The 18,160-nt window shown below is 60.3% G+C and carries 16 protein-coding genes and 3 pseudogenes; 18 read left to right on the forward strand and 1 reads right to left on the reverse strand.

From position 1 onward, the window contains the following. Positions 1-204: 204 nt before the first annotated feature. Positions 205-455: pseudogene (locus RS887_RS20965) on the reverse strand (CoA transferase); the annotation flags it as partial. A 64-nt stretch (positions 456-519) separates the two neighbouring features. On the opposite strand from RS887_RS20965, the gene RS887_RS20970 reads away from it, so the two are divergent. The 18 genes and pseudogenes from RS887_RS20970 to RS887_RS21055 all read left to right on the forward strand — a co-directional run bounded on the left by RS887_RS20970 (position 520) and on the right by RS887_RS21055 (position 18,055). Next, positions 520-1,428: a LysR family transcriptional regulator gene (locus tag RS887_RS20970; RefSeq protein ID WP_322616859.1), complete on the forward strand. Its 909-nt coding sequence runs from the start codon at positions 520-522 to the stop codon at positions 1,426-1,428. A 487-nt stretch (positions 1,429-1,915) separates the two neighbouring features. Beyond that, the gene (locus tag RS887_RS20975; protein WP_322616860.1) at positions 1,916-2,257 is read left to right on the forward strand and encodes a DUF1330 domain-containing protein; all 342 of its coding nucleotides are present in this window, start codon (positions 1,916-1,918) and stop codon (positions 2,255-2,257) included. Between the two features lie 258 nt (positions 2,258-2,515). Continuing rightward, entirely contained in the window at positions 2,516-3,850 is a 1,335-nt protein-coding gene (locus tag RS887_RS20980) for an MFS transporter (protein ID WP_322616861.1), read from the forward strand. A 223-nt stretch (positions 3,851-4,073) separates the two neighbouring features. Further along, complete coding sequence (locus RS887_RS20985; RefSeq protein WP_322616862.1) at positions 4,074-4,766, forward strand: LysR family transcriptional regulator; 693 nt, start codon at positions 4,074-4,076, stop codon at positions 4,764-4,766. A gap of 8 nt (positions 4,767-4,774) precedes the next feature. After that, positions 4,775-4,981 carry a hypothetical protein gene (locus RS887_RS20990; protein WP_322616863.1) on the forward strand — a complete coding sequence of 69 codons (207 nt, stop codon included), beginning with the start codon at positions 4,775-4,777 and terminating at the stop codon, positions 4,979-4,981. A 471-nt stretch (positions 4,982-5,452) separates the two neighbouring features. Then, on the forward strand, positions 5,453-6,856 hold the full coding sequence (locus tag RS887_RS20995) for an NAD-dependent succinate-semialdehyde dehydrogenase (RefSeq protein ID WP_322616864.1): 1,404 nt from the start codon (positions 5,453-5,455) through the stop codon (positions 6,854-6,856). 183 nt (positions 6,857-7,039) lie between these two features. Further along, positions 7,040-7,471, forward strand: coding sequence for a tautomerase family protein (locus RS887_RS21000; protein WP_322616865.1), 432 nt, complete (start codon positions 7,040-7,042; stop codon positions 7,469-7,471). A 262-nt stretch (positions 7,472-7,733) separates the two neighbouring features. Next, entirely contained in the window at positions 7,734-8,396 is a 663-nt protein-coding gene (locus RS887_RS21005) for a 3-oxoacid CoA-transferase subunit A (protein WP_322616866.1), read from the forward strand. Between the two features lie 32 nt (positions 8,397-8,428). After that, on the forward strand, positions 8,429-9,085 hold the full coding sequence (locus tag RS887_RS21010; protein WP_322617292.1) for a 3-oxoacid CoA-transferase subunit B: 657 nt from the start codon (positions 8,429-8,431) through the stop codon (positions 9,083-9,085). 103 nt (positions 9,086-9,188) lie between these two features. Further along, the gene (locus RS887_RS21015) at positions 9,189-9,965 is read left to right on the forward strand and encodes an enoyl-CoA hydratase/isomerase family protein (RefSeq protein WP_322616867.1); all 777 of its coding nucleotides are present in this window, start codon (positions 9,189-9,191) and stop codon (positions 9,963-9,965) included. Between the two features lies 1 nt (position 9,966). After that, positions 9,967-11,289, forward strand: a complete 1,323-nt coding sequence (locus RS887_RS21020; protein ID WP_322616868.1) for a CoA transferase — start codon at positions 9,967-9,969, stop codon at positions 11,287-11,289. A gap of 208 nt (positions 11,290-11,497) precedes the next feature. Then, positions 11,498-12,271, forward strand: coding sequence for a 2,3-dehydroadipyl-CoA hydratase PaaF (paaF, locus tag RS887_RS21025; RefSeq protein ID WP_322616869.1), 774 nt, complete (start codon positions 11,498-11,500; stop codon positions 12,269-12,271). Positions 12,272-12,312: 41 nt separating this feature from the next. After that, positions 12,313-13,103 (forward strand): annotated as a pseudogene (gene paaG / locus RS887_RS21030) (2-(1,2-epoxy-1,2-dihydrophenyl)acetyl-CoA isomerase PaaG). A 4-nt stretch (positions 13,104-13,107) separates the two neighbouring features. After that, complete coding sequence (gene paaH, locus RS887_RS21035) at positions 13,108-14,631, forward strand: 3-hydroxyacyl-CoA dehydrogenase PaaH (protein ID WP_322616870.1); 1,524 nt, start codon at positions 13,108-13,110, stop codon at positions 14,629-14,631. Further along, positions 14,618-14,896: a hypothetical protein gene (locus tag RS887_RS21040; RefSeq protein ID WP_322616871.1), complete on the forward strand. Its 279-nt coding sequence runs from the start codon at positions 14,618-14,620 to the stop codon at positions 14,894-14,896. Before paaH ends, RS887_RS21040 begins: the two co-directional genes overlap by 14 nt. Continuing rightward, positions 14,893-16,098 carry a 3-oxoadipyl-CoA thiolase gene (pcaF, locus tag RS887_RS21045; RefSeq protein WP_160107314.1) on the forward strand — a complete coding sequence of 402 codons (1,206 nt, stop codon included), beginning with the start codon at positions 14,893-14,895 and terminating at the stop codon, positions 16,096-16,098. Before RS887_RS21040 ends, pcaF begins: the two co-directional genes overlap by 4 nt. A gap of 188 nt (positions 16,099-16,286) precedes the next feature. After that, positions 16,287-16,698, forward strand: a pseudogene (locus RS887_RS21050) (flavin reductase family protein); the annotation flags it as partial. 106 nt (positions 16,699-16,804) lie between these two features. Beyond that, positions 16,805-18,055: an OprD family porin gene (locus RS887_RS21055; protein WP_322616872.1), complete on the forward strand. Its 1,251-nt coding sequence runs from the start codon at positions 16,805-16,807 to the stop codon at positions 18,053-18,055. Positions 18,056-18,160: the final 105 nt, after the last annotated feature.

Raw genomic sequence — 18,160 nt, forward strand, 5'->3', positions numbered from 1 at the left:
CGAAGGACTATGTAGCTGACCAAGGCAATACGCGCTTGCGTCTGCTGGTTTCGCAGGTAACGCCCATAGCTCTCAGCTTTCGACGTATTCAGTGCGTTTTCACACAGCCTGGGTCGATTGTTGCCCTTTGCCGTAGGCAGTAATCGGCTGTGGATTCAACCGGTCGATGCAACACAACTAAATTCTGTGTAAGCAGAAGGAGTGTTGCAGATGAAGCAGCGCCATGTCGACATGCTGGCCCGGGCAGGTCTTCTCGCGACTGAGCAACGCAGCCTGAATGGCCACCGTCGAGTACAGCCCGGTCCGGCCGCCCGAGGGCCGGTTTGCCCGAACCCCGTCACCGAGCAATACACCAGTCGCGGATTGAGCCCGGACAAGGTGGCGTAATCCAGCCCATACTTCGCCAACGAGCCGGCCATGTAGTTTTCGATCAGCACGTCGCAGCTAGAGGCCATGCACGCACGATCTCCAGGTCTTTTGGCTTAGCCCTTCCCACCAACTATTCATCGAGTACATGGAATGGATCTGAATCTGATCACGTTGTTCGTCGAGATTGTTGAGTGTCGTGGCTTGGCTGCAGCAGCGCGCAAGCTCGATATGTCGAAGTCGAACATCAGCCAGAGACTCAAGGTTCTTGAACGTGAAACAGGAGCACAACTTGTTCGACGTTCGGCACGCAGCTTCGAGTTGACCGAAGCGGGTCAGGTTCTCTACACCAGCGGACGGCGCATGCTCGATGATTTGGATAACGCTCGCGCCTCCATTGACATGCTTGGGCAAACGCTGACGGGGCGGATTCGCATCAGCGTACCCACTGGTGTTGGCAGGTTATTTGTCGGGCCCAAGCTACGTGAATTCGCGCGGATTCATCCGGGAATCTCGCTGGCGATCACCTTCAATAACAGGATCGAAGACCTTATCGCCTGCGAAGTCGACATCGCGCTGCGCATCGAGCGATCACCGCCTCTGGATTGCGTTGCGCGTGAAGTTTGCTCAATTGACTGGATTCTTTGTGCATCCGCGGACTATTTTCAGCGACGTGGACCGATTAACCACCCTGCAGACCTCGCGTCGCAGACTTTTATCGGATTGCCGCCGAGTCTGGAGGACACGATCGAGCTTAGAAATCGAAATGACGACGCGGACGCCCAACTCGTCCATATCCAGCCAACGCTGCAATCGGCCGACTACCCCTTTATCCTCGACGCGGTACTGGAAGGCATGGGCATCGGTATTCTGCCGATATACGCAATACGCGGATCGACCGCCAAAAATCTGCAACAAGTACTTCCGCAGTACCGGATCGTCGGCCAGCTAAACAGCTTGTATATTCTCACGCTTCCCAGCCGTTTCCCGTCACCCGCAAAGCGGGCATTGATCGAATACCTGGAAAAGGAATTGAGAGAATACGCCGAGAGCTGGAAGTAAGCGCATCAACCTGTGCCATCCCTCCCATCCTGGGCGCCAATTCGACGCCTCTGCGCATCTATTTGCACCGTAGCTGTCAACAAGGCGTATCAATGATCGCCCGCGCCACACCAAGCCTCGCCACGCGTGCACTGATCGACGTGCCACGCCCATCCGATCCTGGGCGCAAGGTTAACTGACAGTGAACACAGCGTCCGTTCCCAATGGGATTGTCAGTCGGTAGCGTCAATTCCAGAATGAAAAAAAAGGCGCATGGGTGGTAAGGAGATTCATGGAATCGGGCACTGTCTGATCCCAATGTCATCCATATTCGACCGACACCGCGAGGACCGTTTCATCAGTCTGGATGAGTGTGTTTATGCACTACGCGGCCAGTTGATATTTCGCGCTTCACCGTTTCCGTTGTGACAAGTGCCGGTTGATGCCTTGGCCCTTCTTCGTCGCCTGCATACACGCACTCAGTACTCATGCAGAGACGTCTGTGTAAATGATCTTTGCGTTCTCAAATGCTCTTCAACTGAGGAATAAAAAAATGGCAAAAGGATATTGGGTGGCAGCGTATCGAGCAATTCATGATCTAGATAAGTTGGCGGCGTACGGAGCCCTCGCGGGACCAGTGGTGAAGGCAGCGGGCGGAAAGTTTCTGGCGCGAGGCGGCGAGGTTGTTGCGGCCGAGGCGGGTCTGGAGCAGCGGACCGTCGTGGTTGAATTTCCGAGCTTCGAGCAGGCTCTTGCTGCGTATCAGAGCGAGGCTTATCAAAAGGTATTGGCCGTACTGGGGGATGGCGCAGAAAGGGACGCGCGCATCGTCGCAGGTGTAGAAGACTGAGACGTAACCGCGGGCGAGCTGGCGCCAGGCCCCGCCGAATGGCAGCGCGGGCGTCCCTCTGCGCCGCCCGTTCCTTGCTACGTCTGCCAGGACGGCCAGTGAGTCCTGTCCTGCATCACTGATTCAAGCCCCTGGCCTACCTGGGATGGTCGAAATGGCCAACCCTATTCATCGACCGCGACGCCAACTGAAAAGGTAACGCGGCATAAAACGGCTTCTGCTCGCAGGCAGAGGCAGCCGGAGACAGAAATGATCCCTATGAATAAGAACCGCTGCGCCGCAGCGGAGGACGCTCTTTACCGGAAAGTCACACTTCGCGTGATGCCCTTCCTCTTTGTCGCCTACGTTGTTGCCTTCATTGACCGTATCAATATTGGCTTTGCCCAGATGCAGATGAAGGGCGATCTCGGCTTCAGCGATGCGGTATACGGGCTGGGCGCAGGGATTTTTTTTCTTGGCTATTTCCTGTTCGAAGTGCCGAGTAACCTTCTCCTGCACAGGATAGGTGCCCGCCGAACCTTCGTGCGGATCATGGCATGCTGGGGTCTGGTTTCCGTCGGTATGGCTTTCGTTGTCGAACCTTGGCAAATGTATGTTGTGCGTTTCCTGTTGGGCGTGTTCGAGGCCGGCTTCTTCCCTGGGATCGTCCTCTATCTGTCCTACTGGTTCCCGCCAAGCCGACGAGCCTCCGCGACTTCCTGGATCTTCGTAGGCATTACCGTTGCTGGCGTCGTTGGGGGAATCGTGTCGGGAGCGATCATGGACCACACCAATGGGCTTCATGGTCTCAGGGGCTGGCAATGGATGTACATACTGGAGGGAATTCCCGCGGTAGTACTTGGGATCATGGCCTACTGGATGATCGATGACGGTCCGCGCACTGCCGTGTGGCTGGCGCCGCTGGAGCGCGATACCTTGATCGCCAGGCTGAGCGAAGAGGACGAACGAAACACGGAAGGTACAGCGAATTCCACGAGGGATGTGCTCAGGAATGCGCGTGTGTATCTCCTGGCTGCGGTCTGGTTCTCGCTGGTCTGTGGAGGGGCGGTGATCAGCTTCTGGCTGCCAGCCGTGATCAAGGACGCCGGCGCAAAGACGATCTTTGAGGTCGGCTATCTCAGTGCGATTCCTTACGGGATCGGGACCATTGGAATCATCTTGATTTCCAGACATTCGGATGCAACGCAGGAGCGACGCTGGCACCATCTCATCTGTGCGGTCGGCGGCGGTATTGCGTTGTTCGTCCTGGCCTTCTGGACACACAACCTGCCGGCTGCGCTGGCGTTACTTACCATTGCCGCGACGCTGACCTACTCGGCCCTGGCTGTCTTTTGGGCGATTCCGCAACGCTACCTCTCTGGCGTTGGCGCCGCGGCGGGGATTGCCGTCATCAGCAGCCTGGGTCAGTTGGGGAGCTTCTTCAGTCCGGCCATGATGGGCTGGATCAAGGTCACGACAGGCAGTCTCAACAATGGACTGTTCGTCATGGGCTCGCTGATGATTCTAGGTGGTATTGGCCTGTTCCTTGCCATGGACAACCCGCAGACAACCGGTGCGACGTCAGCCGACCTGACTCCCGCTGCAGAAGATTGAATACCCATCCACGCTGCACAAATGGCAACTTGCCCATCGACGACAAGCGGATCGATTACCCGATCCGCCCCTGGGCCCTGGATCGTGTCCAGGGCCCGTTTCTACATGGCGAGATCAGTTTCGACGTAGCCCTGCGTCGCTACCGGCCCCTCGTAACCGAGTCACAGTGCGATGACTGAGAGGTCGACACCGGCCTGCAGCCGCTACTCATCAAGTACCTGAAATGGATCTGAATCTGATCACGTTGTTCGTCGAGATTGTGGAGTGTCGTGGCTTGGCTGCAGCAGCGCGCAAGCTCGATATGTCGAAGTCAAACATCAGCCAGAGACTCAAGGTTCTTGAGCGTGAAACAGGAGCACAACTTGTTCGACGTTCGGCACGCAGCTTCGAGTTGACCGAAGCGGGTCAGGTTCTCTACGCCAGCGGACGGCGCATACTGGATGATTTGGATAACGCCCGTGCATCCATCGACATGCTTGGGCAAACACTGACAGGGCGGATTCGCATCAGCGTACCCACTGGTGTTGGCAGGTTATTTGTTGGGCCCAAGCTACGTGAATTCGCACGGATTCATCCGGGAATCTCGCTGGCGATCACCTTCAATAACAGGATCGAAGACCTTATCGCCTGCGAAGTCGACATCGCGCTGCGCATCGAGCGATCACCGCCTCTGGATTGCGTTGCGCGTGAAGTTTGCTCAATTGACTGGATTCTTTGTGCATCCGCGGACTATTTTCAGCGACGTGGACCGATTAACCACCCTGCAGACCTCGCGTCGCAGACTTTTATCGGATTGCCGCCGAGTCTGGAGGCTACGATCGAGCTTAGAAATCGAAATGACGACACGGACGCCCAACTCGTCCATATCCAGCCAACGCTGCAATCGGCCGACTACCCTTTATCCTCGATGCGGTAATGGAAGGTATGGGCATCGGTATTCTGCCGACATACGCAATGCGCGGACCCACCGCCAAAAATCTGCAGCAAGTACTTGCGCAGTACCAGATCGTCGGCCAGCTAAACAGCTTGTATATTCTCACGCTTCCCAGCCGTTTCCCGTCACCCGCAAAGCGGGCATTGATCGAATACCTGGAAAAGGAATTGAGAGAATGCGCTGAGTGCTGGAAGTAAGTGCATCACCCTGCTCCATCCCTCCCATCCTGTGCGCCAATTCGACGCCTCACCGCATCTAGTTGCACCGTAGCGGTCAACAAGGCGTATCAATAATCGCGCGGCCGCCCAGGCGCCGCCGCGAGAACCCTTTGTTCATTCTGACCACACTGCTGACCACCGATGCACCCGCTCCAACGGGCCTTCGCAGAGCACGCCATGTTCGCGTCGGCACCAACCGCCCGCGCCACACCAGGCCTCGCCACGTGTGCACTGATCGACGTGCCACGCCCATCCGATCCCGGGGGCTGTGACGAAGGCGCAAGGTTAACTGGCAGTGAACACAGCATCCGTTCCCAATGGGATTGTCAGTCGACAGCGTCAGTTCGAGAATGAACAAACGATGCATGGGCGGTAAGGAGATTCATGGAATCGGGCGCTGTCTGATCCCATTTTTCATCCCTATGCGACCGACACAGCGAGGACTGTTCGATGGACTACAAAACAATCAACCCGGCAACCGGGAAATTAGTCAAAGCGTTCGAGGGTGCGAATGACCACGAGATCGAGGGACTGATCGCGACCGCCCACAGTGCTTTTGAACTGGATTGGCGGCAACGGTCCGTTGCGGATCGTGCGCATATTATCTCGAAGGCCGCCTCTATCCTGCGCGACAAGGAGGAAGAATATGCGCAGATCATTACGTTGGAGATGGGAAAGCGGATCGCCGAAGCACGCGTCGAAGTGAGACTGTCTGCAAATATCCTCGACTATTACGCCCAGCATGCACACGAGTTCGTTGAGCCAAAACCAGTACCTGAGGTTTCGGGCGCCAGAGTCCATGTCTATCCGGTTGGCATCCTGCTGGGTGTCGAACCGTGGAATTACCCTTACTACCAAATCGCCCGCGTTGCCGCTCCGCAACTCATGGTTGGCAACGTACTCATCCTGAAGCACGCTGAAAGCGTGCCGCAATGCGCGCTGGCGTTTGCCCGACTATTTGAAGAAGCAGGTGCGCCAACGGGGGTCTACACCAACGTTTTTGCGTCGATTGACCAGGTCGGGAGGATCATCGACGATCCACGTGTGCGTGGTGTCACCCTCACGGGCAGTGAAAGAGCCGGTGCCGCGGTGGCTGAGCGAGCCGGGCGCAATCTGAAAAAGGTGGTGCTCGAACTCGGCGGCAACGATGCCATGATCGTTCTGGAAGATGCGCCGCTCGATTGGGCAATCAATACCGCATTAATCGGACGGACGTTGAATTGCGGACAGGTTTGCGTTGGCTCGAAACGCATCATCGTCATCGGCAAGCAGCGTGGTGAAGAATTCCTCAGTGGTTTCAAAAAGGCCATGACCGCCCTGCAGGCAGGTGACCCTACGGACGCGAACACGACGCTCGGACCGGTTTCGTCGCAAAGAGCCCTCGAACACCTTCTTGGCCAGATCCAGCGCGCAGTGGATTGCGGCGCAACAATCGAATGTGGCGGCCATCGTATCGATCGAGAAGGCTTCTACATCGAACCCACCATTCTTAGCAACATCGACACGAGCGCCCCGATTTATCAGGAAGAGTTCTTCGGTCCTATCGCTTCCTTCTTCGTTGTTGCAAATGAAGAAGAAGCCATTCGGCTGGCAAACGATTCGCAGTATGGGCTCGGAGGCTCAATCCTGACTGCCGATCTTGAGCGTGGCGAGCAGATTGCTACGCAAATCGACAGCGGCATGGTGTTTGTCAATCGACCGTTTGCGACGACTCCTCAGCTACCGTTCGGAGGTGTCAAGAACTCCGGATTCGGGAGGGAGCTGTCGATGGCTGGATTCGAGGAGTTCGTTAACAAGAAGCTGATTACAACGGACCCGGTTGGAACGCTGCCCACGAAACCCAAGGGAAGCTGACAGGAAGCCGAACCGCGTTCCCCAACAAGAGAATACTGCATTTGCGAAAAGCATCATTTCAATCCGGTAGCTCATTCCTGAGCTATTGATATCGCCGTCTTACAGATGTCACGTACCTTTTCGAAAGAAATTCAGATGCGTTGACATGAGGAAAGCGGCATCTATGAAGTGTGGAGAATAAAAATGCCTTTGTGGAATATCTACCACCCAGTCGGCGCCTATACAGCAGAAGAAAAAAGGGAGATGGCAAATCGCATTGCCGACATCTACATCATTCCTCGCTTCTATGTAGGCGTTCTGTTTCATGAACAGCCCAAAGACTCCTTCTACATGGGAGGAGAGGCGCGCGGTGATTTTGTCAGAATCCGGCTGGACCACTTCGCCAGGCACATCGCCGAAGACCCTGAGTGGACGGCTTCCTGGCTACGCAAGGCGAATGCCGCGATCGCACCCTTTGTTCAGGACCGGGGCTACCACTTCGAGTTGCATGTCGGCGAAACACCGCAAGAACTTTGGTTGATCGACAGCATTCACCCGCCTCGTCCCGATACGGTAGCCGAGAAGCGGTGGAAGCTTGAGAACTGCGCCTCACCCTACGATCCGAGCGAAGGCTGATCGGACCGGTTGCGCCTGAAAAATCCAGGACGCTGACACGCAACGGCCCGCGGTAGCGGCCAAGCCATTACTGGGGCCTTTCCCGGCCTTCTGGCTGCTCATCGCTCTCTGGAGAGTTTTCCATCAATGCCGAACGTGGTTCGAATCTTCGACCCTCGCGGAGGAACTCGTGCCCGGTTTGTCTCGAGACCAGGCGCCGGCGCTCGATGGAACATCATTTACCCAAGCGAACGGGCATGCCAGTCGCCCTCGGATGATTCTTATGATGAACAAGATTCTGGACACATGTGACACAGCACTGGAGGACATCAAGGATGGGGCAACCATCATGATCAGCGGCTTCGGGCGGGCAGGTCTTCCCTTACGACTGATTGATGCGCTGGTTGAACAAGGTGCGCGCGATCTCACCATCATCAGCAACAACTCCGGCAGCGATGATTCCGGATTCGGTGAGCTCATTCGGCAGAAGCGCGTAAGGAAACTTATTTGTTCATTTCCACGGCTCCCCGGAGCAACCCTGTTTGACGCGGCTTATCGGGCAGGAGAGGTGGAACTTGAAGTGGTTCCACAAGGTAACTTGGCGGAACGCATGCGGGCGGCAGGCGCTGGAATTGGCGGCTTTTATACCCCGACAGCCTACGGTACCAGGCTCGCGGAAGGAAAAGAGTCCCGCAAGATCGGCGACAAGAATTACGTTTTCGAATTACCACTGAAAGCTGACTTCGCCCTCGTGAAGGCCTATCACGCAGACCGCTGGGGCAACCTGACGTACAGGATGTCTGGTCGCAATTTTGGCCCGGTCATGGCCAGCGCGGCGACAACTACGATCGTTCAAGTCAGCGAAATCGTTCCACTCGGTACGTTGAATCCGGAGACGGTGGTTACGCCCGGAATATATGTACAGCGCGTGGTACGGGTCTCGTAGTCGGCTTACTGAGTGGAAGAGTTAGAGATGAGATCGCAGAAATGAAGAAGCTTACACGGATCGAAATGGCACAGCGCGTCGCGCGAGATATCCCGGACGGCGCGTATGTCAATCTGGGAATTGGCGTCCCGACGCTTGTCGCCAACCATCTGCACCCACACCGGGAAATCATTCTACACAGCGAAAACGGCGTCCTCGGGATGGGACCCGCGCCAGTGCCTGGCGAAGAGGACGAGGACCTGATCAACGCTGGCAAGGAACCCGTCACGCTGGTTCCAGGAGGCGCCTTCTTCCACCATGCCGATTCGTTCGCAATGATTCGCGGCGGACATCTCGACTACTGCATTTTGGGCGCGTTCCAGGTTTCGGTCCGTGGCGACCTGGCGAATTGGCACACCGGACAAGCCGATGCGATTCCGGCAGTTGGCGGTGCAATGGATCTCGCGTCCGGCGCGAAGAATGTGTACGTGATGATGGAGCATCTGACCAGAGAGGGTGCAAGCAAGATCGTCGAGCGATGCTCCTATCCGGTTACGGGAATGGGTTGTGTGAGCCGGATCTATACCGATCTGGCGGTTATCGATGTCACGCGATCGGGCCTGGAGGTGATCGAGATCTGCACGGACCTGTCGTTCGATGCGCTCAGCGAACTGACCGGCGTCCAATTACTGCGAGGGACAACCGGATGAACGCGATCTGGAAGCCCGGCTGAAGCCGCTAATTCAACCCCCCCGGACTATTGCAACGAACGCTGTCTGTGTAGCAGACACCTACCAGTGATATGGAGCAAAAATGAACGAACCGATCGTGATACGCGAGATAAAGGACCGCGTGACAGTACTGACGATGAATTTTCGTCCGCACAACCTGATGGGTCCAACGATGTACGGTGCGCTACTCGAGGAAATTGACGCGGCCGTCGAGCGCGGTTCGCGCGCAATCCTGCTGCGCAGCGCATTGCGGCATTTCTCAGCGGGCGCCGAAGTGTCGCTGTTCCCCGATCGCATTGCGCAAGAGGGTAAAGGGCTGGTCGATCCGCTCGAAGTCCTGCGCGCATTCGAGACGCTGCCGATTCCGATCGTCGCAGCGGTCAATGGCACCTGTCTCGGCGGCGGCTTCGAACTGGTGCTCGCGTGCGACTTCAGCGTGGTCGCCGAGTCGGCCAAGATAGGTTCAGTCGAGGCCGCAGTCGGCTTGCATCCGCTACTTGGCGGAATCCAGCGTCAGGTGGTGCGCGCGGGACCGGCCCGCGCCAAAGAGATGTCGATGCTCGGCCGTCGCTATGACGCCGCAACGCTTGAGCGCTGGGGCCTGATCAACCTGGTAGTGCCCGACGAAAACCTCGACGAGGCAGCGTTGTCGGTCGCCCAGGAACTGGCTGCGGGCCCGACAGTCGCGCACGGCGCTACGAAGCAGCTTGTAAGCATCGCGCTCAACGAAGGCCTCAAAGCAGCCGACGAAGCGATGTTCGAACTACAGAAGCCGATCTGGGCGTCGCAGGACCTCAAGCGGGGACTCGAAGCCTTCGGCAAGACTGGACCCGGCACGGCAGAATTCAAGGGGGACTGATATGACTGGACCACTAAACGGACTCAAGGTTGTCGACTTCTCGCGGGTGCTGGCCGGACCGCTCTGCGCACGCACACTCGCCGATCTTGGCGCGGATGTGATCAAGATCGAGCCTCCACGCCCGGACGTGTCGCGCTCCGCGTTCCCGAACCAGAACGGCATGTCGGGCTACTACGCGCAACAGAATAGCGGCAAGCGCAACGTCAGCGTCGATCTAAATGTGGGCAACGCACGCGAGCTGGTGCTGCGCCTGTGCGACGAGGCTGACATCATCGTCGAAAACTTCCGTGCGGGTACGCTCAAGTCGTTTGGTCTTGACTACGAGACGCTCAGCCTGCGCAATCCGAAGCTGGTGTATGTTTCGATCACCGGCTACGGGCAGCGCGGACCTTGGGCATCGCGCATGGCCTATGCGCCGACAGTGCAAGCCGAAGCCGGCTTCACACACAACACAATGCGGCATTTCGAGGGCATCGATGCAGGGCGCAAATGGACCGATCCGCTGTCGCACGCGGACGTCTACGCGGGCTTGCAGGCGACCATCGCGGTGCTTGCTGCGGTGCACAAGCGAGAAGTGACTGGTCGCGGACAGTACATCGATGTGGCCATGGCGGCGGTGATGCTGTCCATAAACGAACGCGCGCACCTTGACCTCGCGGGTGTCGATACCGGTGCGGAACCGGGTGTGCTCGGTGCGACAGAAGGCCCGCACTTCGTCGGACCGGCGGGCGAGGCATTTGTCGCGGCGCAGAGCATCGTCGGCACCAACACCTTTCCAAACTATCTGCGCGCGATGCGCCGGATGGATCTTGCGCGCGATCCGCGCTTCAGTACCGCTGAGCTGCGGCTACAGAACTACGGCGAACTGCATGCGCTGATCCAAAAATGGATGCTCTCGTTCCGCGACCTGCAGACGCTCGATGCACAGCTGGACGAAGCGAAGATTGCCATCGGCCAGATCCGTTCGCTGAAGGAACTCGCCGAGACCGACTGGGCAAAGCAGTGGGGCGCAGTGCAGGAAGTCCCTGATCGGCATGGTGGCTCGTATCGTCTTCACGGCTATCCGTGGCGTTTTTCAGACGACGAACTCGGCCCGCGCAGCGCGCCGGCATTTCGCGGCGAGCACAACGAACAGGTGTTCCGCAGCGCAGGCTTGTCGATGAGCGAAGTGTGCGCAGCTGTCGAGGCGGGAGTCCTGGTCGGCGGTGTTCCGGACCCGGTGAGGGTCTCGTCGTCGACGCAAATGCCGGACGTCGACAAATCGCTTCAAGAGGCCGCGGCATTCATAGAACGGATTGATGAAGACCACGCCTTTGCCGGTTGAAAGATCGCGCGGGCAGTCCGCGCCTCGAACCAGTGCTTGCAAGCCAGCCAGCCGCGCGCGGGTGCAGCTGGCCCGCGTGGCCATGGACGCGATATGCCGACGACAGCGCCGGATCAGCGACCCATGGCCGCCCTGGAACGACAACACGCACTAACACCGATGACCAGTTCGGCTTGCGAAGCCGCGCGTGCAGCCTGAGGATTTTGGAATGTCTCTCACCCTCGCCGTACTTTCCCCGGAGCCAGGCGTCCGCCTGATCACCCTGCGGCGCCCGGAAGCGCTCAACGCATTGAACACCGAATTGCTCGGCGAACTGGCCGCCGAACTCGCTGCCGCCGAACAGGACGCCAAGATCCGTTCAGTAGTGATCACCGGCAGCCGCAAGGCCTTCGCCGCCGGTGCCGACATCAAGGAAATGGCCGAACGCGACCTGGTCGGCATCCTGAACGACCCGCGCATTGCCCATTGGCAACGCATCGCCAGCTTCTCGAAGCCGCTGATTGCAGCCGTCAACGGCTTCTGCTTGGGCGGTGGCTGCGAACTGGCCATGCACGCAGACATCCTCATTGCAGGCGAGGACGCCCGCTTCGGCCAGCCGGAAATCAACCTCGGGATTATGCCGGGCGCTGGCGGCACGCAACGCCTGCTGCGTGCGGTGGGCAAGCCCCTGGCCATGCAAATGGTCCTCACCGGCGAGTCAATCGACGCCCGCCACGCCCTGCGCGCGGGTCTGGTCAGTGAAGTAACTCAACCGGAACTCACCGTCGAGCGGGCCATCGCCATCGCCCGGGTCATCGCTCAGAAGGCGCCCCTGGCGGTGCGCCTGGCCAAGGAGGCGCTGCTGAAGGCCGAAGACACCGATTTGGCCAGCGGCCTGCGCTTCGAGCGCCACGCCTTCACTCTTCTGGCCGGCACCCGCGACCGCGAGGAAGGTATCCGCGCCTTCCAGGAAAAGCGCCGCCCCGAATTTACCGGCCAGTGACCGCTGGCCGCCCTCTTCCGACGCCCTGGAGTGCCCGAGTCATGAACTTAGAACACATCCTCTTTTCCATTGAGGCTGGCGTCGCCATCCTCAGTCTCAACCGCCCGGAGCAACTGAACAGCTTCAATGCCAGGATGCACGGCGAGGTCCACGAAGTCCTCAAACGGGTGCGCCAGGACGCCGAGGTGCGCGTTCTGCTGCTGACCGGCGAGGGTCGCGGCTTCTGTGCAGGCCAGGACCTGGCCGACCGCAATGTGACGCCGGGCGCCGCCGCGCCGGATCTGGGCGAATCCATCGAGAAGTTCTACAACCCGCTGATCCGCGCTCTTCGCGACTTGCCAATACCGGTGATCTGCGCGGTGAACGGCGTCGCCGCCGGCGCCGGAGCCAGTATTCCCCTGGCCTGCGACCTGGTGCTGGCAGCACGCTCCGCCAGCTTCATCCAGGCCTTTTGCAAGATCGGCCTGCTTCCGGATTCCGGCGGCACCTGGACCCTTCCCGCCACGTCGGCATGGCCCGCGCCAAGGCGCTGTCGCTGCTGGGGGGGCGCCTGTCCGCCGAGCAGGCCGAGCAGTGGGGTCTGATCTACCGCGTGGTGGACGATGCCGACTTGCGCGAGGAGGCCTTCAAGCTCGCCCGCCACCTGGCCACCCAGCCCACCTACGGGCTGGCCCTGATCAAGCGCAGCCTAAACGCCAGTCTGAACAACAGCCTCGACGAGCAACTCGACCTGGAGCGCGACCTGCAGCGTCTGGCCGGCCACAGCGAGGATTACCGCGAAGGCGTCAGTGCCTTCCTGGAAAAGCGCACCCCCACCTTCAAAGGACGCTAAGCCCATGCCCGCCCTGAAAACTTCCGCTACCGTCGCCGTCATCGGCGCTGGCGCCATGGGTGCCGGCATTGCCCAGGTCGCCGCTCAAGGCGGTCACCCGGTCAAGCTCTACGACGCCCGCGCCGGCGCAGCCGCTCACGCGGTCAAGGGCATCGATCGCCAGCTCGGCCGCCTTGTGGAGAAAGGCAAGCTCGGCGCCGAGGCGCACGCCGCCATCGTCGACCGCCTGCAGCCGGTGGAGAGCATCGAGGCTCTGGCCGACGCCGACCTGGTGATCGAGGCCATTGTCGAGAACCTGGAGGTCAAGCGCGACCTGCTGCGCCAACTGGAAGACCTGTGCAGCCCCGACTGCATCCTCGCCAGCAACACCTCCTCCCTGTCAATCACCAGCCTCGCCGCCGGCCTGGAGCACCAGGGCCGGATGATCGGCATGCATTTCTTCAACCCGGCGCCGCTGATGGCCCTGGTGGAGATCGTCTCCGGCTTGGCCAGCGACCCGGTGCTGGTCGCATGCCTCTACGAAACCGCCAAGGCCTGGGGCAAGCAGCCGGTGCACGCCCGCTCCACACCTGGCTTCATCGTCAACCGGGTGGCGCGCCCCTTCTACGCCGAAAGCCTGCGCCTCTTGCATGAAGGCGCCGCCGACTGCGCGACCCTGGATGCGCTGATCCGCGACGCCGGCGGCTTTCGCATGGGCGCCTTCGAGCTCACCGACCTGATTGGCCATGACGTCAACTACGCCGTCACCTGCTCGGTGTTCGACGCCTACTACGGCGACTTCCGTTTCCAGCCTTCGCTGATTCAAAAGGAACTGGTGGACGCTGGCCGCCTGGGCCGCAAGAGCGGTTTCGGCTTCTACGACTACACCGAAGGCGCGCAGCGACCCGAGCCCGTCGAGCTCGGCAGCGGGACCCACGTCGATGCCTGTGTGGTAGAAGGCAGCCTGGGCGTTGCGGAACCCCTGGTGCAGCGCCTGACCGAAGTCGGCGTGAAGGTGACCCGCCGTGACGGCGACGGCCTGCTGCGGGTCGGCGACGCGGTGCTGGCCCTGACCGACGGCCGCCTGGCCTGCCAGCGCGCCAGCGAGGACGGCCTCGCCAACCTGGTGCTGCTGGACCTCGCCCTGGACTACGCAAAGGCTTCCCGCCTCGGTATCGCCTGGGCCGCCGGCACCTCCGCCGCCGCCCGCGACCAAGCAGTGGCTCTGCTGCGGCGGGCCGGCCTCAAGGTCAGTCCCCTCGCCGACATTCCGGGACTCGTCGTACTGCGCACCGTCGCCATGCTGGCCAACGAGGGTGCCGACGCGGTGTTCCAGCGTGTGGGCTCGGCCAGCGACATCGACCTGGCCATGCGCGCCGGCGTGAACTATCCCCAGGGCCCGCTGACTTGGGCCGATGCCATCGGCCTACCCGCCGTGGTGGCCATCCTGCGCAACCTCCAGACGGCCTATGGTGAGGAGCGCTACCGCCCTTCCCTGCTGTTGCGCCGCCTTGGCGCCGAAGGGAGAGCCTTCCATGACCACCCATGAAGACTTGTCGCTCGCCGTAGCCTGTGCCCGCGCGCTAGTCGAGCGTAATGCCGTCAGCCAGGGGATGGGTATGCGCCTGCTGTCCAGTGGACCGGCTCGCCTGGACGACACCCTCACCACCGAGTGCAGCGAGAAAAGCCGCAGCGGTCGGCCCGGTAACTACGACGTACGCATTGCAAACAAGCAGGAGCAGCTGATTGCGCTGTTCCATGGCAAATCCTACAAAGTGCGCGGCACAGTGCTGGCGCAGGAGACCCCCGAATGAAAGACGCCCTGATCATCGATGCAGTACGCACTCCCATCGGTCGCTATGCCGGAGCCTTGAGCGGCGTGCGTGCCGACGACCTCGGCGCGGTGCCAATGCGTGCCCTGTTGCAGCGCCACCCTCAGGTGGACTGGAGCCAGGTCGACGACGTCATCTACGGTTGCGCAAACCAGGCCGGCGAGGACAACCGCAACGTCGCGCGCATGTCTGCCTTGCTGGCAGGTCTGCCAGTGAGCGTGCCCGGCACCACCCTCAACCGCCTGTGCGGCTCGGGGCTGGACGCGATCGGCAGCGCCGCCCGCGCCATCCGCTGCGGCGAAGCCGGCCTGATGCTGGTGGGCGGTGTCGAATCCATGTCCCGCGCGCCCATGGTCATGGGTAAGGCCGAACATGCCTTCTCGCGCCAGGCTGAACTGTTCGACACCACCATCGGCTGGCGCTTCGTCAACCCGCTCATGCAAAAGCAGTACGGCATCGACTCCATGCCCGAGACCGCTGAAAACGTCGCCGAGCAGTTCAATGTTTCTCGCGCCGACCAGGACGCCTTCGCCCTGCGCAGCCAGCAGCGCGCCGCTGCCGCCCAGGCCAACGGCCGCCTGGCCAAAGAAATAGTTGCGGTCGAAATTGCCCAGCGCAAAGGCCCGGCAAAGGTGGTTTACCAGGACGAGCACCCACGCGGTGACACCACCCTGGAGCAACTGCTGAAGCTCGGCACCCCATTTCGCAACGGTGGCAGCGTTACCGCCGGCAACGCCTCGGGCGTGAACGACGGCGCCTGCGCCCTGCTCCTGGCCAGCGCCGAACAGGCCCAACGCTATGGCCTCAAGGCTCGTGGCCGGGTCGTGGCCATGGCCACCGCCGGCGTCGAGCCGCGCATCATGGGCATCGGCCCAGTACCGGCGACCCGCAAGGTGCTGGAACTGGCCAACCTGAGCCTTGCTGATCTGGACGTGATCGAACTCAACGAAGCCTTCGCCGCACAAGGCCTGGCCGTGCTCCGCGAACTGGGGCTGGCCGACGACGATCCGCGAGTCAATCCCAATGGCGGCGCCATCGCTCTCGGCCACCCGCTGGGCATGAGCGGCGCCCGCCTGGTCACCACCGCGCTGCACGAACTGGAGGAGCGCCAGGCACGCTACGCCCTATGCACCATGTGCATTGGTGTCGGCCAGGGGATAGCACTAATCATCGAACGAGTGTGACGCCGATCTTCCGAGATCAAACCGCCTCTGGAGGCATTGGCTGTTCCTGACGGCCAATGCCCTTCCTATGGACCGCTATATAAAAACAATTCGAGTGAAGCCATGAACATGATCGCCAAAACCTCCCGACTCGACACGTTGGAAACCGCCAGTGTCGATCAATTGCGCCAGCACCAGTTGGAGCGCCTGCTCTGTTCCGTGAGCAACTGGAAGACCTGAAGAACCGCTATCTGCAGCGTCTCACCCTGATCTTCGTGTTCAGCCGCGAACAGCAGGACGTGGATTTCCATAGCAGGCGGACCGACGCCGACAAACGCGGTCAACTGTTCGCTCGCTGGATCGACGTCAAGTCTCCTTGGACGCGGCGTGCCCGCCGAGCGCATCCACTTCGAACTGTTCGCTGTCGCCGGCAGCAGCCAGAAGCGCGGAAGGCCGCGATGGCGCCACCAGCCAGATCACCCTGATCAGCGACGACCGCGCAATAGCGTCAGCGTGCGCGGCGCCGGCAACGCCCAAGGTGCCGATCTCCCCTATTCCTGCAACGCCGGCGTCTACTCCATCTGCAAGTGCAAGGTGATCGAAGACGAGGTGGTGATGGATATCTGGCCCATTTCATCCACTCCATGACCGGGATCAGTGCTGCCCGCGCCACTCAGCACAGAACGCTAACGCTCACCGACAAGACTCAGTATCGGGAACAACAACAATGAACCGTACTTATTTGCTCACCCCGCAGCGACTTGCAATCCTATTCACCGCTCCTTGCCTACTTACCGTCTCCGCAGCCATGGCCGGCTTCGTCGAAGACAGCAAGGCTACTCTGGAACTGCGCAACTTTTATCTGAACCGCGACTTCCGCCAGAGCGGCGCCGCCCAGTCCAAAGCTGCTGAATGGGGCCAGGGCTTCACCGCACGCTTTGAGTCGGGCTTCACCGAGGGCAAGATAGGCGTCGGCCTGGATGCCATCGGCCAGCTTGGGCTCAAGCTGGACTCCAGTCGCGATCGGCGTGGCACCGGCCTTTTGCCCTTCAACCCCGTTAGTAAGGAGCCAGTGGACGACTACAGCGAGCTCGGTCTGACCGCAAAGCTGCATGCTTCGAAGAGTGTGCTGCGCTTGGGTACCCTACAGCCGCAGTTGCCCGTGGTTACCTACAACGACACCCGACTGCTCGCCTCGACCTTCCAGGGTGGCATGCTAACTTCCCAGGAACTGGATGGCCTGACCTTCAACGGTGGCCGACTGACTCGCACGAACCTGCGCGACAGCTCCGGCCGCGACGAAGTCGGATACGGTGCCGCGACGAGCGATGCGTTCGACTTCGCCGGCGGCACATACGCCATCACCCCCCAACTAGCGGTCAGCTACTACTACGGCCGGCTGGACGAGATCTACCGCCAGCAGTTCATCGGCCTGGTGCACACCCAACCCCTGCCGGGCGGGTTCAGTCTGCGCAGTGACCTTCGCTTCTTTGACAGTCGTGGCGACGGTGTCGAGCGCGCCGGCAAGATCGACAACCGCAACTTCAACGGCATGGTCAGCCTCAGCAAGGGCCCGCACCGGTTCAGTGCGGCCTTCCAGCGCATGTCCGGCGACAGCGCCTTTCCCTTCCTTAATGGCGGCGACCCCTATGTGGTCAACTTGGTGACCTTAAACAACTTCACCCTCGCCGATGAGGATGCCTGGCAGCTGCGCTACGACTTCGACTTCGCCAGCCTGGGTATCCCCGGCCTGACTTTCATGACCCGCTATGTCGACGGCCGCAACGTCAAGACCGCCAGCACTGATGACGGTAAAGAATGGGAACGCGACAGCGACCTTGCCTACGTGGTGCAGAATGGCGCCCTCAAGGGCCTGAGCATCCGCTGGCGCAATGTCACCTTCCGTTCCGGCAACGGCTTGACCACCGATGTTGATGAGAACCGCCTGATTCTCGGTTACACGATTAAGTTCTGGTAATCCGGGGGGCTTCGCCAATTGTCCCTGAATTAGATTCAGACGGAGTGGCATCACCACAACCCGGATCAGGAAATATCTGGGTTGTGTCACCGCCAGGTCGAAGGT

Source organism: Pseudomonas sp. BIC9C (assembly GCF_034541995.1).
Classification (GTDB): domain Bacteria; phylum Pseudomonadota; class Gammaproteobacteria; order Pseudomonadales; family Pseudomonadaceae; genus Aquipseudomonas; species Aquipseudomonas fluorescens_CC.

Excerpts from the sequence above, each read along its gene's own strand:
- RS887_RS20970 (WP_322616859.1), top strand. The coding sequence starts at position 520 with ATGGATCTGAATCTGATCACGTTGTTCGTCGAGATTGTTGAGTGTCGT.
- RS887_RS20975 (WP_322616860.1), top strand. The coding sequence starts at position 1,916 with ATGATCTTTGCGTTCTCAAATGCTCTTCAACTGAGGAATAAAAAAATG.
- RS887_RS20980 (WP_322616861.1), top strand. The coding sequence starts at position 2,516 with ATGAATAAGAACCGCTGCGCCGCAGCGGAGGACGCTCTTTACCGGAAA.
- RS887_RS20985 (WP_322616862.1), top strand. The coding sequence starts at position 4,074 with ATGGATCTGAATCTGATCACGTTGTTCGTCGAGATTGTGGAGTGTCGT.
- RS887_RS20990 (WP_322616863.1), top strand. The coding sequence starts at position 4,775 with ATGGGCATCGGTATTCTGCCGACATACGCAATGCGCGGACCCACCGCC.
- RS887_RS20995 (WP_322616864.1), top strand. The coding sequence starts at position 5,453 with ATGGACTACAAAACAATCAACCCGGCAACCGGGAAATTAGTCAAAGCG.
- RS887_RS21000 (WP_322616865.1), top strand. The coding sequence starts at position 7,040 with ATGCCTTTGTGGAATATCTACCACCCAGTCGGCGCCTATACAGCAGAA.
- RS887_RS21005 (WP_322616866.1), top strand. The coding sequence starts at position 7,734 with ATGATGAACAAGATTCTGGACACATGTGACACAGCACTGGAGGACATC.
- RS887_RS21015 (WP_322616867.1), top strand. The coding sequence starts at position 9,189 with ATGAACGAACCGATCGTGATACGCGAGATAAAGGACCGCGTGACAGTA.
- RS887_RS21020 (WP_322616868.1), top strand. The coding sequence starts at position 9,967 with ATGACTGGACCACTAAACGGACTCAAGGTTGTCGACTTCTCGCGGGTG.
- paaF (WP_322616869.1), top strand. The coding sequence starts at position 11,498 with ATGTCTCTCACCCTCGCCGTACTTTCCCCGGAGCCAGGCGTCCGCCTG.
- paaH (WP_322616870.1), top strand. The coding sequence starts at position 13,108 with ATGCCCGCCCTGAAAACTTCCGCTACCGTCGCCGTCATCGGCGCTGGC.
- RS887_RS21040 (WP_322616871.1), top strand. The coding sequence starts at position 14,618 with ATGACCACCCATGAAGACTTGTCGCTCGCCGTAGCCTGTGCCCGCGCG.
- pcaF (WP_160107314.1), top strand. The coding sequence starts at position 14,893 with ATGAAAGACGCCCTGATCATCGATGCAGTACGCACTCCCATCGGTCGC.
- RS887_RS21055 (WP_322616872.1), top strand. The coding sequence starts at position 16,805 with ATGAACCGTACTTATTTGCTCACCCCGCAGCGACTTGCAATCCTATTC.